The 18,153-nt window shown below is 54.3% G+C and carries 4 protein-coding genes; 2 read left to right on the forward strand and 2 right to left on the reverse strand.

The window, feature by feature from the left end; all coding sequences use genetic code 11:
- Window positions 1-63: 63 nt before the first annotated feature.
- Together RB_RS03750 and RB_RS03755 are read right to left on the reverse strand one after the other, a co-directional pair.
- Window positions 64-2,031, reverse strand: a complete 1,968-nt coding sequence (locus RB_RS03750; RefSeq protein ID WP_164921465.1) for a WD40 repeat domain-containing protein — start codon at window positions 2,029-2,031, stop codon at window positions 64-66.
- Between the two features lie 320 nt (window positions 2,032-2,351).
- Entirely contained in the window at window positions 2,352-2,630 is a 279-nt protein-coding gene (locus tag RB_RS03755) for a hypothetical protein (RefSeq protein ID WP_164921466.1), read from the reverse strand.
- Window positions 2,631-3,315: 685 nt separating this feature from the next.
- Between RB_RS03755 and RB_RS03760 the strand changes: the two genes are divergently transcribed.
- Together RB_RS03760 and RB_RS03765 are read left to right on the forward strand one after the other, a co-directional pair.
- On the forward strand, window positions 3,316-17,082 hold the full coding sequence (locus RB_RS03760) for an SdrD B-like domain-containing protein (protein ID WP_231846187.1): 13,767 nt from the start codon (window positions 3,316-3,318) through the stop codon (window positions 17,080-17,082).
- Window positions 17,083-17,116: 34 nt separating this feature from the next.
- Entirely contained in the window at window positions 17,117-17,665 is a 549-nt protein-coding gene (locus tag RB_RS03765) for a PEP-CTERM sorting domain-containing protein (protein WP_011118586.1), read from the forward strand.
- The last annotated feature ends 488 nt before the right edge of the window (window positions 17,666-18,153 follow it).

Below are 18,153 nucleotides of genomic sequence, written 5' to 3' on the forward strand. Positions count from 1 at the left end.
CAATTGGTGCGAATACGTGGTGCAGCGAAGGCGAGCGGGACGGAGCGTGGGGAGACGTTGCGATCAGTTTTGCAATGCGTCCCAGACTCGGACGCTGCCGTCATCGCTGGCGGAGAGAATTTTTCTACCGTCCGGAGTGAAGGTGACTTCGTGGACGTTCATGCGATGTCCGTGCAATGTTTTGAGAACTTGCTGTCTCTTGATGTCGCACAGGATGACCTGGCCGGGTTTCGTGGGAACGCTGGACGACCACGTGCCGGCGACCAATCGTTTGCCATCCGGAGAGATTTCGATGGACGTGATGAATTCCGCTGACAGTTCGATTACACCGAGCTTTGAAAAGTCCTCCGCATTCCAAAGTTCGATCTTGTTCCCAGCGCCGGCGGCAGCCAGAATCTTGCCATCGGAAGACCAGTCAACGCTGTGGTTTCTTGGCGTGATTGTCTCGAATGTATGGACAAGTTCGCGTGATTCCGTGCTCCACATGCGAAGCGATTGGTCGCAACCTGCGAAGATCCGGTCGCCGTTTGGCGAGAGGGCTACGCTGGATGTTCCATTGGGAAGAGCGTCTTTCCATTCGTGCGGAATCGGTGCGTCTTCAATGAGCCAAAACTTGATGTTTCCACCGCTGTCCGACATGGCAACCACCTTTCCATCCTCGGTCGCTGTCAGGCTTTGGATGTAGCCATCGCTTTGTCCAATGATGACAAACTCCGCTGTTTCTGGATCACCGCGTAGGACGGTGGTGCGACCGCGAATTTGCATTCCGATGTCGATTAGATCCCCGACTGGTTGATCCGAGACGAAGGTCAGCCGTTCTGGCCAGACGGACCTGCGATAGGATTCATCACCTGTCTCGGTGTCGTAGGCAATGATCTCCGTCGCTTTGCGTTGCCGATTGAAAGCGATGAATTGCTTTCCTTCATTCAGCACACTCACCCGGGTAGTCCTTTTGGGACCGAGCTCGGCAACGAGTAGTGAATCCCCGATGGAGTCGGTGTCGAAGGCCCAACGCACGGTTCGTTCATGGCTCGCAAAGTCTGGAAACGTTCCGGTGGTCCAACGCCCCTCCAGTCGTTCGATCATTGCTTGCGCTGTTTCGCGATCGCCCGCGAGGTGAGCGAAGTGTGCTATGCCTCCCAAACGCATCGGTGAATCAGGCACCTGTTCGAGCCACTGAAGGACGCCACGTTTCATTCGTGGCCATTGAAACCCGTCTTCCGAGAAATGCGTCACGTCTCTGGAATTGAAAGCCCCCCAAGCAACCATGGCGTAGGAATAGTCACCGGTCTGCGATGCCATTTCATCTGACCAGTTCTCTGCGAACGCAAGCAAGTCTCCTTCTTCGCCGTACCAACGCGGTTGCAAGTATTGGCACATGGCACGGATCGGAGGCTGAAGCCAAGGATCAATTTTGGCGGATTCATTAAGGTACTGTTGCATCGTTTCGCGATCGGTACCGGTCAGCAATCCAACTCGCATGCGGTAGAGCGGAATCCCGGCATCAGCAATGTCCCTGTCAGCCGCGTACGCTTCGGCTTGGTCCAGCGCTGCTTCCGCCTGTTCCAGAGCTTCGTGCATGGGGACCAACCTCGCAGGCGGGATGGTGGAAGCAAACCCGCCTCCGCGATGTTCAAAGGCCAGCGTGAACATGCAGTCAGCCATGGCAACGTAGGCACCGACAGATGGCTCGGACGAAATCCAGGCATCCAGGACTTGTTTCCGATCATTGATCGAAACAACCGTTTGGCGTGTGGTTCGGATTGGCGATCCTAGATGCTCGTAGATGGCGGTGAGGAGCGGCGTACCATTGATGGAGTAGGCGCTCTGTTCTCGCGTTTTGGCGATGAGTTCGTTCAGCTCCGCGTATTCGCGGTTCAGAAGAAGCGAATTGACTTCGGAAAGGAGTTCATCAATGTCCGAGTCGAAATCGTGTTGCGCTTTCACCGGAATGGGGGAATTAAAAACGATTCCCAGCAACAGACAACTGATCGTTTTCAGGTAGAGCGGCTTGATGCAAGCAGGCGTCATTCGAGGAGTACCAGTCCGGAGGCTTAAAAACGGGGAGATTCGTAGCCACTCGATAGAAGTTATGTGATATCTGAGCATTCGAATTGTAGGTGCGGAATCGGTCCAGGTGGGACCGTGTCCTCCGCGAGGAGGCAATTTTTTTGCAGAGGAGGCATGCCGAACCCATCCGAGCCTTCGCCAAGTTTGCCGCGTTCTACGCTACTGATTTGCATGTCCGGAATCGAGTTGGCGATTGGAAGAGTCAGGCGAAGCTCCCAAGTACCACGATTCGGGGTGGGGTTCTTTTTCGGCTACAGCACGGTGCCTTGAACTAGTCTGCCTCACATACGGCGGCGTTTCCAAACCAGGTAGTTGGCAAACGCCGGGTGAGCTTTCAGTCTCTCGATCGTGAAGTAATCGCGACCCAATTTTTTTTCGTCGGGAATCAAATTGTGGATCGATCGATGACACATCTTGCAAACCGAAATCGTTCGCTGCATCTCCTCTTTTGCAAAACGTTTCTTCCACCAAGTCTTCCGGTGGCAATGACGCGGGATCAAATGATGCTCATTGAAGGCAGGATCGACTTCACACAACACGCATGGCTTCTCTGCTTTCATGCGTTTCTTCTCCAGCAAATGACGAATTCTAAGATGACTGCTGAGCTAGAGGGACTCAAGTTTGCACTTCTAAACCGATCCTTCATGGTACTTCGTTTGGACCGTTAGGCTTCTGCGAAACCGTTGCTCCAACGATGAACGTCGTTGCCAGCTTTTTGGCAAACCTCGCAGCCGGAGGCACCCCTCACGAATCGAATTACGACACGTTTTCGTTGAGCTATTTGGACGCAGGTTAGGACCAAATCGGGGAAATGTTGAGAAGCAAGGAACCACTTTCGCATCCCAAGTCTTGCCAATTCAGCGTGTTTCCACAGGCGTCGATGTGTCCGACATGAGATGCTTGTTGAGTCAATTGTTCGTTCTCCAGAATGATTTCCTGCGAAATTCAAGAGGTATTCAGTGAACCGCCCCACGAGGAGGGTGCGGGGCCCCTCGCTATGGGTGTTTGTTTCGCGTTATGTAGGCTTAGCGGTTAGCAACGCCCCAGTTGGCGGGCTGGCTTCGCTATTCTGGAGCCCTGACCAAACGCAGAACGTGCATCCAGGTGTCGGAGTGAAGATTGATGGGATCGTGGGTGATCAACGAATCGGGACGGCAGCGTAGCGAAAGAAGGTCCCGCAGACATAGGCGAGGCCAGCGTTACCGGCGTCAACAGCTTCGGATCGAGATGCTTGAGGACAGGCGGGTGCTTGCAGGCCCAGGGCCAGAAGTCTTGTCAATCGTGCGAGCAGATGCGAATCCGACCAATGCAAATAGCGTTGCATTCACGGTGACATTCGACGAAGCCGTAACCGGTGTCGACGCCTCCGACTTCATCGTTGATGCGAACGGCCCCACATTTGCCAGCGTCGAACCGGTTTCCGGATCGGGAGCAGTTTACACGGTCAACGTCGGAACAGGAGCTGGCGATGGTTCCTTGAGCCTCGATTTGATTGACGACGATTCGATTGTGAGTGCGGCGAACTCCAACAAACCTCTGGGCGGTGCTGGAACGACTGGCAACAAAGACGGTTCATTTACGTCCGGGGAAAGCTATGCGATCGACAAAACCTCGCCCTCGAGTTTCAGTGTTGCAGCTCTCGAGCCTTCTCCGACCAATCTTCAGCAGGTTCGCTACCAAATCGAGTTTGATGAACCGGTGATCGGTCTTTCAACCGACAACTTACAGCCGTTCATTTCCAGCTCGAACTCGACCGACCCAATCTCGGGCGTTTCTGTAACCGAAGTGACTGGGGCGGGTGACACCTACGATGTTTTGTTGAATACCGGAACGGGAACCGGCAACTTTGGATTGAGGTTGGTCAATGATGGCAACTTCAGCGATCTTGTTGGCAACAGTCCTTCGGTTGTCAGTGGTATTGGAGATGTTTATCAAATTGACCGCATCGCTCCAACGGTAGAAGCCGTCGTGTTGGAAGATGCATCTCCAACGAACGCCTCCACACTGAGTTTTCTGATCACGTTAAGTGAAAGCATCACCGCATTCGGTCTGGGAGACGTCAACCTTGACCAGGTCGGCTTTCCCGAGGCAGCGTTTGCATCCTTGCAGACGGTATCGGGCACTCAAAAACGTGTTGTCGTCACTCCGGGCGAAGGCGAAGGAACGATCTCAATCGATGTCACGCCGGGAGCGTTGGCGACCGATTTCGCTGGCAATCAACTGATCACCCCTGCGAATGTCTTCGATGCCTACGTGGTCGACACTCGCGTTCCTGAAGTGGAATCGATCACCAGGGCTTCGGCGTCGCCTACATCCAGCCAATCACTTGACTTCAATGTTCTGTTCACGGAATCCGTCGTGAACGTTGATCCCGATGATTTCGAAGTGGCTGCAACAGGTGTTAGTGGCGCCACTGTTAGCCAAGTTTCCGGCTCAGGTGCGGCCTACACTGTAACGGTGACCTACACGGGTGGAAGCGGAACGGTAGGACTTAATCTTCAAGCTGCGAATTCGATCAGCGACACGGTGGGCAATTCGCTGAGTGGTGGGGCCGTGACTGGGCCGCTGTACACGGTGTCGTCGGCCGCGTTCGATATCACCGCAAACGAAGCGAATAAAGACGAGGGTCATGTTGGGACGACGCCGTTCACATTCACCGTGACACGATCGAACGATGCCAACGGTACGGCGACGGTGGACTACGCAGTGAGCGGTACAGCGGGGGACGCGGCGAATGCAGATGATTTTGGAGGAACATTTCCAAGTGGTACGGTCAGCTTTGCTGACGGCGAAACAACGCAAGTTGTCACCATTGACGTTAGCGGCGATTTGATCGCGGAGACGGACGAAACCTTCACGGTCACTCTAAGCAATCCAAGTGCTCCCGCCGCAATTTCGATTGCTTCGGCGGACGGCGTGATTCGGAACGACGACGTGCCAGCACTCAGCGTTACGATCGATGTCGCAACGGTGACGGAGGGTGGAACCACTGCGATGGGCACCGTTCAACGAACCGGACCGGTCGATCAGGATCTGACCGTGACGCTAGCGGCCGATCCGTTGTCACGTTTGGTCATACCCGAAACGGTTTTGATTCCAGCCGGTTCGACTTCGGCGACTTTTTTAGTCGATGTCGTCGACGACGACTTGGTCACAGGCGATGAGACCATCCTTGTGACCGCGGCGACGGGACCGCCGATCGAGTTTGACTCGACCTATGGTGACGCCGGAGCAGCTTCCATCAGTGCGGTTGAGAATGAATCTTTTTATCTTCCCTCGTTTGGCGAGCATCTCGTCAAATCGGACGGCAAAGTTGTCACCAGTTACAACCGCCAACGTGACAGATTCAACATCGTGCGTTTCAACGTGGATGGAACTCCCGATACCTCCTTCGGCGATAACGGAATCGTTCGATATGACTACGAGTATTTCGTGGGTCTCGATGAATCCCCCGGCGACATCGTTCAGCTACCAAATGGGAAGCTTGTAGTTTCCTTCGTGCGTGGCCCGACGGCGCTCTCGCCCCCGAACAAACAATATCTCCTGCAACTCAATACGGATGGCTCCATCGACACCAGCTTCGGTGCGTCAGGGGTGTTGGAAATCGATGCAACCGTGTGGGGACTTCATAACGACTTGGTCGCATTGTCAGACAACTCGATCGTTGCAATTTCGACCCGACGTGTGAACTCGGCCGTCACGACCTATGCAAAGCGAATCCTGGCAAACGGGACTATCGATCCAAACTTTGATGACTCTGCGGTCACCCCGTTGCAACAAGGGACCATGATCGTTGCGTTGCCAGACGATTCCGTTCTGTTGGCCGGGAACGTTGCAGGTGGGGCATCACAAGTGGTGAAATTACAGCCCGGCGGTGGTGCGGACTCCAATTTCGGAATGTCGGGCGTGGTAACTATTTCTGGGCCTGCCAACGTTCTCGTCAAAGACATTGCGGTAGATGGATCCGGTCGCATCCTTCTTTTTGGCGCTCGGTCTGATGTTGCAGGCGATCAAAACGCTGAAGTGACACGGCTATTGCCGAACGGATCCGTGGATACTTCTTTCGGCACTAATGGGTTTGCCAACCTTCCAGGAGAGAACACCAGTGCGTTCATCCAACGAGGTGATGTTGATTCGCAAGGACGGATCTTAACGGCTGTCTATGACACCGGGCTGCTCCAGCTGATTGCACTGGACAGCAACGGTTCGGAGATCGCACGCAGCAATGGACTCGTCGATCACTTGTATTCGTATAGCGTTTTCGATTTGGATTTCGACGATCAGGACCGAGCCTATTTCTCGACTTACGACAGCGACTACCGGGTTTATCGGCTTGGGCAACTGAACTACCCGGAAACAATTCCATCGAACACACAAATCGATGTTGTCGAGAACGACGCCGCGACAGTCAGTCTTTCTGGCGTCGCCGATGGCAATGAAACAGCCGCATCAAATGGATCGTTCACCGTCGCGCAAACACTCGCTGCCGCCACGGACACGACGTTAACGTATTCGGTCAGTGGAACAGCTAAGTCGGGTGATGATTATTCGACGCTAGACGGTACGGTGACGATCGCCGCGGGAACGACGAGTTCCACCATCTCGGTGCCCGTGTTCGACGACCTGATTGTTGAAGGCACGGAGTCCGTCACCGTGACGCTGACAGGAATCACCAACAGTTCGCCCGGCGTATCGATTGAAACGGGCGCAAACACGGCAAGCATCGATATCGTCGACAATGACACCGCGACGGTCGGGTTTGTCGGCAGTGGGCCATTCAGCTTTGAGTCGGCTGACGGAACGTTCAACCCGAGCCTGTTCCAATCCACTATTGTCAACGATGCATTTTGGCAATCCCATCGATTCGAGGTGGTGGGAACGTCCACGACAATTGCGGACGTAGGCGGCTACTTTCGTAATACGGATCCAGCTTCAGCCACTTTATTCGCCGCGATCACAGCGCTGACCTCTGACTCTGACTATCCCGATTCCAACGATCTATCGACGACGGATGTCGTCGCGTCAACCACATTCTCGGTGCCAGGGAATCTTTCCGGTGGTGATGTGATGACGCCCTTTTCTGCCACGCTGGATCCAGGCTGGTATGCCCTCAGCTTCGGAACCAACGCCTTCGGCGGTCCCTCAGCAGGCTCTGGCACGACCGACGGCGTCGGAATGATTGTGCTCTCCAACGATCTGGCACCCAGTCAATTTCCCTTCAGCATTCAGCCGGGGATTCGATTCAACAACACGAATGCGGCTACGCGGTTTGTCGTCACCGGTGAGGAATCAACCCGTGCCAGTGAATCGGGACCCACCAATGGTATCGTCCACCTGACGCAGTCAGCAGAAGCGACCGCGGACACGGTGGTGACGTATTCGGTTGGTGGGACGGCGACATCGGGAAGCGATTACGCAACGCTCTCGGGCACGGCGACGATTCCCGCGGGCAGCACAAGCACCACCATCACAATTCCCGTGATCGATGATTCATTGTTGGAAGCAACGGAATTGGTATCGCTGACTCTAACGAGCATCAGCAGCAGTTCGCCGGGGGTGACAATCGACTCGTCGGGCACCAGTAGCTTGGTCAACATTCTCGATAACGAAACTGCCGAAGCAAACTTGTCTGTAACGATAGACGGTGACGAGGACGGGCCCGCGAGTGTCGTTTTCACAGTCACCTTGGACACGGTAAACACCACAGGTGCGCCGATCACGTTTGAGTTCGACGATCTCGGCACGGGCACCGCCACACCGACCGCCGACTACGTCGCCATTGCAGCAGACGCTCAGATCGGCGTGCCTGATGGTTCAACCTCTGGAACGTTCACGATCGATGTCGTCGACGACGGAATCTTCGAATCAACGGAGACATTGGTCGCGCAGATATCCTCGCCAAGTCTTGCTTCGGTAGCGATCGGCACAGCGACCGCAACGGCGAACATTGTTGACAATACACCGGCGACACTATCGATCGCCGTCACCGACGCATCCAAGCCAGAAGGCAATACAGGAAGCACCGCCTTCACCTTCACCGTGACAAGGTTTGGTAACACGACCGGAGTTGTGAGTGTTGATTATGCGGTTACAGGATCGGGTGCTCTGCCGGCCAGTGCGGACGACTTTGCGGGAACATTCCCAAGTGGCACGATCGAATTCGCCGATGGTGAATCGGCGAAGGTTGTCACGGTCAATGTCAGCGGTGACACGGATGTGGAGGCGGATGATGGCTTCACCGTCTCGCTGAGCAACCCAAGTTCATTCGCATCGATCGCGGACTCAACAGCCGAGGGGCTGATCGCGGATGATGATGCACCGCCCCTGGTCCAATCGATTGCTGCTTCCCAAAGTTTCGTTTCGGGAGATGACCCTGTTTCGTTCATTGTGACGTTCAACGAAAGTGTGACAGGCGTCGACGTGAGCGATTTCGACGTCGTTCAGTCCGCCGGTGTGACGGGGGCTCAGGTCAGCAGCGTGAGCGATCAGGGAGATGGAATCTCCTACGACGTTGTCGTCCAAACAGGATCTGGCGATGGAACGCTGCAATTGCGTCTCAATGACAACGATTCGATCGTCGACCAGTTTGGCGTTGTCCTGGGAGGGAATGGTGCGGGCAATGGCGACGCGGTCTCGGATGTCTTAACGGTGGAACGTGACCCTCGGCGTACCGTCCGCGGTGTCGTGTTCGATGATGCAAACGACAATGGCATCAAGGATCCAGGCGAGCCCGGTGCTGAGAACGCGGGGATTTATCTCGATTACAACCAGAACGGCTTTCGCGATGCGAATGAGCCTGAGATTCGGACGCCGGACGATGATCCTGCTACACCGGGTATCGACGAAGGCGGCGTGTTTTCCTTTGCCAATGTTCCCCTCGGCACGTTCGATCTTGCGGTGCGAGACTTTTGGTTCAGTTATCTTAGTTCGCCGGGGCGGCTGATCTCGGTGACCTTGGAGTTTGAAGACACGGAATTGGATGTCGACGTGCCAGCAACACGCAACCTCGCATCCGTTCGTGGGTTTGTCTATGAAGATCTCAATGCCAACGGCATACGTGATGACGGTGAACCCGGTATCGCTGGCCAACGCATCTATCACGACAACAATGGAAACGACGCTTTTGATTCGTTCGAAACCAATGTGATCACCCAGACAGACGATCCGACGACGCCGGAAGACGAAACCGGCGCGTACGAGATTGTTCCGGTTCCGTTTGATTGGGACCCGCTGTCATCAGACTTCTTTTGGTTTCGCTACGACGAAAACCTAGACTGGTTTGCGACGAGTCCCATTGAAACGGGACGGTCTTATTCCTCGCCCGATCAAGTCGAGATCTTTGATGTTGGTTTGGCGACAAACCAATCGGCGATATCCGGTTTGGTCTATGACGATGTGAATGCAAATGGCGTTCAGGAATTCGGTGAAGAACCATTGTCCGGATGGATCGTTTTTCTCGATGCGAATGACAATGGCGTCAGGGATGCTGGTGAACCGTCCACGACAACGCTGGCCGACGACCCTGCCACTGACTTCGATGAAACGGGCTCTTATCGTTTCGAGCAGTTATCGCTCGGAACCTATCAGGTCGCCATTGAATCGCAGGCGGGGTATGTCGTCACCAGTCCCATGCCCGTCACGGTACAGATCAATTCAAGTGATGATCAGATTGTGGCCGACTTTGCCGTTCATGTGAATGAAACCCGCGTGGAAGGCGTCGTTTTCGAGGACAGCAACCAGAACGGCATCCAAGACTCGGGCGAAGAGGGAATTGGTGGTGCAACGGTCTACGTTGATCTTAATGACAACCGTGTGTTTGACGCGGGCGAACCCAACGTCGTAACGCCAATCGACGGCTCTTATTTGCTGGATGCTGTGATGCCAGGAGATTCGGTCGTGCGAGTCTCGCTTCCTTTCGCAGCGGACATCGTATCGCCCAGCGTCAGCGATGAAGTTCTCTTTGCGATGGCTCAGGATAGCCTCATTGCCGAGATTGACCCGAGTAGCAACAGCATCATTCGCCAGCAGTTTGTCACTGGGCCTTTTGAAGGCCTTGTTGACTCGACCGCGTTGGCATTTGACGGAACCTGGTTGTACGCAGGTGGACGTACCCCGCCGGGATCTCCTGCAGTCGTTGTGATTGATCCGAGTGATTTCTCCGCGGTCTCATACTTCCCGGTGTCCACCGGCAACTCTCCGCCCAATGGAGCAGCGGTTCTTGGCGACGAGCTGTTTTTGCTGAACCACATTGACAATCTGATCACGGTTTACGATCTCAATTCTCGCACGCTTAGCCGAACACTCAATGTTCCGGCGGTGAACTCCGGCGGTTCCTACACCGCTTTGCAACTCGATCTTGCCTTCGCGATGGGCGAATCAGCCGACGGAACTGAGCTGTTGGTTCGCAATGCGGCAGACGAAATCCTTGTCGTGCATCCGCAGACCGCCGTAATTCTGGATGTCCTTCCCACTCCGCCTGAAACCTTGCGTCACCAGGGACTCGCCGGTGCCGGTGGCTCGATATTCATCAGTCATGATGCCGGCGAGCTATCCACGTTGGACGCCACGGGAAGTGTTCTGCAGACCGAAACACTTGCGATCTCTCCAGACTCCCTAGCCGCAAGAGTTTTCGAGGACAACTCGCACCGATTGACGCTTCTGCTGGATGCCGCTTCCATCGGGAACGACTTTGCCGTGTTGCCTCTTTTGCGAACGGTGTCAGGCGTTCAGTTTCAGGACGTCAACCAGAACGGGGTGCAAGATGCCGGCGATTTGCCTCTGGAAGGAGTCACTGTCTATGTGGACGCGAACAACAACGGGCTACTCGACAATGGAGAGTCCAACACAGTCAGTGGGCCGGATGGTCGATTTACGTTGACCGATGTTTCTATTGGTGAGCAATGGATTCGAAGGACTTGGCCAGCGGGTTACCGCCCAACCACTTTTAAGTCATCCGCAGACTTTCTGGTCGCAACCACCGATGTTCCTGATGCGGCCAGCTCGACCGGTGAATCCCTTCGTATCCGCTACTTGGATCCGCAAGACGGCTCCATTGTGGACGAGATTTCAACAGAAATTGAGGTCATTGACCCCAACAATGCAACAACGGATGGTCAATTCATCTATGCGATTGACAACGCTCGAGATGTGCTGATTCAGTTGACCGCCCAAGGTGGTTTGGTACGTGAGATTCCGATACCCCCGCTGATCTGGGGCACTCCTTATAGCCAAGGTCCGGCAGTTGTCGATGCCACGGTTTACTGGATCACTGGAAGCGACTTCAAAATAAGGACGCTGGATCCGGAATCAGAAACGCTCAGCAATGAGCGTTCGATCACAATCGCTTCAGGTCTTATTGGGCAACTTCCGTCGTTGCCGCCATCTGGGAACATTGTCGAATCGCCTGACGGCCAATCGATCTGGTTCTTCGCCAACGCCGACGACCGAGTCTTTGTGCTCAACCCGCTCACAGCGCAGATCGAGTCGTTCTTCAACTTTTCTGATACTGGCAATGGTGTTTGGTCGGCCGCGGCGTTGAACAGTCAGTTGTATCTACGAGGAGGGCAATCACAGGGTGCCCTGCGAATCTACGATGAAACGCTCGCCCCAATTGGTACGCTGCCCAGCACGGATTCTCAGGGACTGGGCGCCGCGAATTTTGTTGAATACGGAGTCGTCATCAGCGGCACCGAGGATGTCGCTCTCAATCAGGGTTATGTACCGACCGCGGGATCGATTTTGGGTCACGTTGGCGAGGATGCAAACAACGATGGCATCATCGATGGCGGTGAGCTACCTATCGAAGGCGTAACGGTCTACATCGACGCGAACGAAAATCATTGGCCGGATTCCAATGAGCTTGCCACGACTTCTGCTGCAGACGGTTCCTATACGCTCAGCGGTTTGGAACCTGGAGCATATTTGGTCAGCACGCAACCGCCGGTTGGCTACCGGCCCAGCGACGCATACACATCGACCGGACGTCTGTTTGGTGCGGAACTCTATTCAAGTCCGAGTTCGCAGACAGGATATTTCGCGGAGTTGTGGGAGTTTGATCCCAATACGGGTACCGTCGTCAATCGTATCTTCACCGATATTCCACTGACAACCGGGGCGATCGGTTTAGCATACTATCGAGATCGTTTGATCCTGACGGATGACTTTGGTGACATGATTTATGAGTTAACGCTGGACGGACAACTCATCGATAGCCGGCCGTTGGGCGAACCCTTCACCAATCCGACGAATGGCCAAACCGAGTATTCGTCGGTAACGGATTATGGTCCGGAAGTGTTCGGCGGGACGATCTTCTCCGTTCGCGACGGCCTGCATGGCTACTTGAATCTCGTCGAGTACGATCCAGCAACCAACGAATTCATTCGCGAAAGACCGCTGACCTACGACTGGGGATTGACGGAGCCACCTGGAACATTCAATCCGGAAACCCCAACTGCGCGTAAGTCCTTCTCAATATCGCACGATGGTCAATCGCTCCTTTTAGATACCGACGACGGTTATCGATTCACGATCGATCCGGTGACCGCGGTGGCATCGTCGCCGATTTCAACGGATCCGGCGTTCGGAAACTTGCCGCATGCGTCAGCGGTTCTCGATAGCGAACGATACATTGCAACTGGCGGGGCAATCGAAGTTGTCGATGCGAACTACGAATTCATTCGCGGTTTCAGTACCGCGCACACCCAGTATGGGCTGGCGTCTGCAAATCATCGGGTAGCCAGCGCAATCGTGAGTGTCACAACCAGCAACGCGGTTACACAGGACTTTGGTTTCGCAAAGACGCTGGCGTCGATCTCGGGCCAAGTGGTGCTTGATTCGAATGGCAGCGGTTCCTTGAACGGAAGTGAAAGCGGTTCAACTGGGCAATCCGTCTTTGTGGACCTCAATGACAACGGACTGTTGGATACCGGTGAGCCGACTGAAATCACTGACTCGGAAGGACGCTACACGATCTCTGGCGTAGCTCCCGGTGAATACGTTGTTCGAGTGGTTCCTCCAACGCAATCGAATGTTATCGCTTGGGGGGACTCCGTCACTCGCGTGTTCGTTCATCAAAACTTCAACGGCGAGGATTCGATCATTCAGGAGATTGATCCTGGGACCGGTGCCATCTTGAATTCGTTCGCAGCACCGCCGGATCCGACGGAGGTCGCGATTGGATTCGCTTCCGACGGTCGTTGGTTGTATCAGTCTGATAGTGACGGAATCGACATCCTATCGCCGGAAACGGGGCTGGTCGTTGATTCCATTGCCGGCCCGAGCGGCAGTGGTTTAGCGATCGTCGGGTCGAAGGCATTCGTTGCGAACCCAGATACCGACACAATCGCCGTCTTCGATCTTACACGTCGCCAATACTTGGAATCCTGGGAACTTGGCGAAGTCAATTTCAATGCACCAGGATCGATTCAGATTCGTGACTCGCTCGCCGAAGCACCTGATGGCGTCAATGTGATTGTTGGCTTGGAAAACAACAATGCATTGGTGATTGATGTTAGCACGGGGCTGATCGTGGCCGAGTGGTCGCAAGTTTTCTTCAACGCAGCCGCTGGTGGCGCTGGTGGCGAGGTCTTCGAACCGAATATCTACAGCGGTCAAGACTTGATCAGCCTGGGCGTACGCGACCACATGGGGTTGAAGATTCGGGTGTTGCCAGCACTTGGCAGCGGCGTACCTCACGGAATTGCAGCGGCTGAGTTCGAGTCGACGTCGCATCGATTTCGAGTGTTTGAAAATCAGACGACGGTCGACTTGGACTTCGGCATCGTCGCGGATACTCAGTCGATTTCCGGACAGCAATTCATCGATGCCGATGGCTCGGGTACGTTTGATATAGGCGAGGAACCGCTCGCTGGCTTGACTGTGTTTGCAGATCTGAATGCCAACGGATTTCTTGATGAAGGCGAGCCGTTGGATGTCTCGGCTAGCGATGGTTCGTATACGCTTGCGAACGTTCCCGTTGGCCCCGTGATCGTGGACACACTGCCGGTCGAGGGTTTGCGGCAAGCGGAGACTTTCGAGGCGACTGAAGCGCTCATCGGGATGCGTCGCATCAGTGACAACAATTTTCCTTCGGGTTATCGGTTGCAGCTCGTTCTTTTGAATCCAAACGGTGCGAGCGTCAGCACAGTTTTCACCGACGTTCCTACCCTCAACCCCGGTTCGCTAACCCAATGGGGAAATCGGTACTTGGTGATCGACAACGGTCGTGATTTGCTGCTGCAGTTGAGTCTGGACGGATCACTCATTTCGGAAACGCCACTGCCGTCCACCTCTGGCGGACTCCCTGCATTCGCGTACGGAATGACTGTCTTGGATGACACGGTCTATCTGAGTGTATCGGGGCCGAACCGATTGATTCGATTCGATCCGCTCTCCGATAGTTTCCACGGCGCGACACCGATCACATCGCTTTGGGATCCGGAGTTTGCTGGGTATCCATTGATGCCGCTACTTTCCGAATCGATGACGACCACCGTCGATGGCGAGGCTTTGTTGCTGTTCTCGCGCGATGACGAACGCGTGTTTCGTCTCGATCCGGTCACGGGACGGGTGATGGATGTCCAGGCCATTCCCAAGACGCAGGGTTTTGTCTACGCATCGACCGTGTTGGACGGCCAATATTACATCTATGGTCAGAACACAAACGGACTGGAGGCGTTTGACGCGAGTTTCAATTCCGTTGGACAGGGAATCACTCCGTTCGTGAGTGGGTTGACCAGTTCTGTTGCGCCCGTCTCCGGTAGCATCGTCGAAGTCAGCTCAGGAGAAGTCGCACCGCTCGACGTGGCTCACCGCTCAACGAGTTCGATGATCAGTGGGAGCGTCTCGCGTGATGCAAATGGAAACGGCGTCGTGGACACGGGTGAGGAAGCCGAAAACATCGTGGTTTATTTGGACGAAAACCGCAACGGAATTCGCGATCCAGAGGAAGCTTGGACGCTTACGGATGTAGCCGGCAGCTATGTGTTTATGGATGTCCTGCCCGGCGACGTTGCGGTGGCCGTGGACAATCTCGATCGCGCTTTGGCAAACCAGAATGACGTTTGGCTTTACGGAGTCGAGTTCGACAATGGCGTTGGCACGATCAATCGCCACGATCCCATCACGGGCGATCTTTTGAGCTCGTTTCCGACCCCCGGACTTCAGCCATCCGCGGCGGGGCTCGCTATGAACGCCGATTCGCTTTTCTACTCGGAGGACAACGGTGTCTGGAGTCTTGATCCAATAACCGGTCAGTCGCAAGTCTTTTACGACCTTCCCGATGGAAACTACCATGGTTTGGCGGCGGTGGACGACAACGTGTTTGTAATCGCTGCAAATGCAGGAACCATCACGCTAATTGACACGCGGCAAGGACTCATTGCGCCGCCGATGGACATCAATTCCATCAACGGCACTTCATACGCATTTGGGTTCAACCTCAGTCCATGGACCGATGGATATCACCTGTTGAATCGCACAATCTCAGGCGATGCTTTGGTTATCGATCCCATCACCGGATTGATCGTGGAATCCTATTCGTGGTCAGGTTCGTCGCGTGGCGTCGCGTTTGCAGCCAACGAGTTCTATCGTGCGTGGGGCGACACGATTCGCGTCCAGAATGACTTGGATATGGACTTGCGTGAACTTCCGATCGGCTACGTGGCGTTTGCCCTCGCCGCCATCGACATGCCTGGTGCTGCGATCCATTTGCGAGTATCACCGGATTTGGATTTCCAGGAGCAGAACTTCCATTTAGTCTCCTCACCGATGCAACCTTCCGCATCGATCACTGGCCGCGTCTTTCTGGATGCGAACAGTGACGGTACCCAGAACTACAACGAGCAAGGCCTCGCGGGTCGAACGGTCTACATCGACAGCAACGGCAACGGTCATTGGGACGATGGAGAACCATCGCAACTGACATCCGACGATGACCCTCAAACCCCGTTCAATGAAACAGGCGGTTATCGCTTCACCGAGTTGGCATCCGGTACACCATTGACTCCGGGGGCCTACACGATCCGCCAGGTTGTTCCTGAGTTTTGGCAATCGACCACTCCGGGAGACTCGGTTGTCGTAACATTCGCAACCGACACGGTGGTTGCGACGCCTGGATTGGGGAGCAACCCGCCTGATGCACCGACGGACATCGTTCCTTCCGAGGATTCCATCAACGAGAATCTGGATACTTCCGCTGCGGATTTGCTTTTCTCAACGTTGTCGGCGGTGGACGCCGACGTCGACGACACACACAGCTATGAGTTGGTGTCCGGAGAAGGGGATACGGACAATGCTCGTTTCCTGATCAGCGCGGACCAGCTTTATTTACGGCAAGGCGAAGTGTTGGATTACGAGTCGCAATCGACATACGCTGCGCGAGTCCGCGTGACGGATGCGGCGGGATTGGTATTTGAGAAGTCGTTGACGCTCGGGGTCAACAACTTAGTCGAGGTCACCAAGCAAGACATCACGGTGGGTGACGGCACGGCCCAGCGATCACGCGTGGAATCACTGTCCATCCAATTCGACGCTGAAGTAACGATTGCTCCCGGCGCATTCACCGTTGTCAAACGCGGCCCCGACGGCGGCACCGTCGACGTCGCCTATACCACCCGTCTGGACGAAGACGGCCACACCATCGCCGACCTCACCTTCAGCGGAACTTTCGTCGAATATGGTTCGCTAGTCGACGGAAATTACCAACTCACGATCGATGGAACTAATATCGAGACTCTTGATGGGTTTGGATTCGATTCAAATCAAGATGGGTTGATTGGTGACTTACTCTCCTTTGGACAACAAGAGTCAGACAACTTCTATCGCTATTATGGAGATGGTGATGGCGATCGTGACGTTGACTATGTTGATTTGCTTTTTTTCAGAAGAAGCTTGCTAAAACAGCCCGACGACCCCCTGTACAGGTTCTGGTTCGACCATGATCTCGACCAAGACGTAGATTACGTCGACTACATTTTTTTTCGACGAAATCTATTGAAAGCCATTCAATTCTAGTTTGAACTAGAGATAACCGGATGAGGAATCTCAAATGTGTAAATTCGCAATCCTTAAGCAGGTAAGTTTGCTGATTCTCCTGTCGTTGAGTAGTAACTTCTGTGAAGCTGCAGTCGTTGCAACTTATTCTGGAACGGACTTTGGAACAGCCACTTTTCCGTTTACAAGCAATGATAGCATTAGTGGTAGCGCGACTTTCGCGAACCTAGGCGACTCCACTCCCACCCAAATTAACCTCGAGGTGACTTTAAACGAAGGGCCAGGGTTTCAGATCGTTGACACTAGTGGTCTGACAGGTCTTTTCGTGTGGACAGGCACAAGCATAACCAGTTGGAACGTAACGCTTCTGGATGACGTCATTGGTGGCGTAGGCTTGGAGCAGTTGGACATCGACTCAGTGGCTGGAGATGTGGCGGCAGTTGATGATGGTGCCGCCGGTTTTGCTGTCGCTACTACGACAGGGCTTTGGGCTGTTCAGGCAACGGCGGTGCCTGAACCTTCTTCTATCACACTATTGGCCTCTGGACTTGTCTTGCTTGTCGTGAGACGTGTGCGTGGCTTGGAAGTAAGGTGGCAACATTAGCATTAAGTTGTTCTGATGTTCCTGATGGACAACGAACACATTGGAATCGAAGCATTTTGTAAGAGTGTTGGTGTTTCGCCTCGCTCTATTGCCTCTTGTGACCAGCCTTGATGAGTGCTGATGCCCTTCGCGATATTGCCGATCTGCTTAGGAAAGTTAGTTTAAACGCATAGACCTGCATCAATAAATAAGTGATTCGCGAGAAGCTAACTAGAAGCCCCAGGTCGGCGACTCGATCTGAGGTCGTGTCGTCCGAGTTGCTGGCCCGTCCCGATATAGTCAAGCTAACCATGTTGGTTTCAATTACTGGGATATGCTTGTTCGATCCTTCGGGATGCTAAGGCAAGCCGTTCGAGGCAGGCAATGCAATCGCGGGATTGGGCAATGGCCAAACTGCGTTGTTCATTGGCCACTTTTATCAAGCATTGGCGTTGGATTCAAAGTCACCTTCTGCGAATCTTCACTGAATTCGCATGGAACTCTGTGAG

It is taken from the genome of Rhodopirellula baltica SH 1 (assembly GCF_000196115.1).
In the GTDB taxonomy this organism is placed as follows: Bacteria; Planctomycetota; Planctomycetia; order Pirellulales; family Pirellulaceae; genus Rhodopirellula; species Rhodopirellula baltica.

Excerpts from the sequence above, each read along its gene's own strand:
- RB_RS03755 (WP_164921466.1), bottom strand. The coding sequence starts at position 2,630 with ATGAAAGCAGAGAAGCCATGCGTGTTGTGTGAAGTCGATCCTGCCTTC.
- RB_RS03750 (WP_164921465.1), bottom strand. The coding sequence starts at position 2,031 with ATGACGCCTGCTTGCATCAAGCCGCTCTACCTGAAAACGATCAGTTGT.
- RB_RS03765 (WP_011118586.1), top strand. The coding sequence starts at position 17,117 with ATGTGTAAATTCGCAATCCTTAAGCAGGTAAGTTTGCTGATTCTCCTG.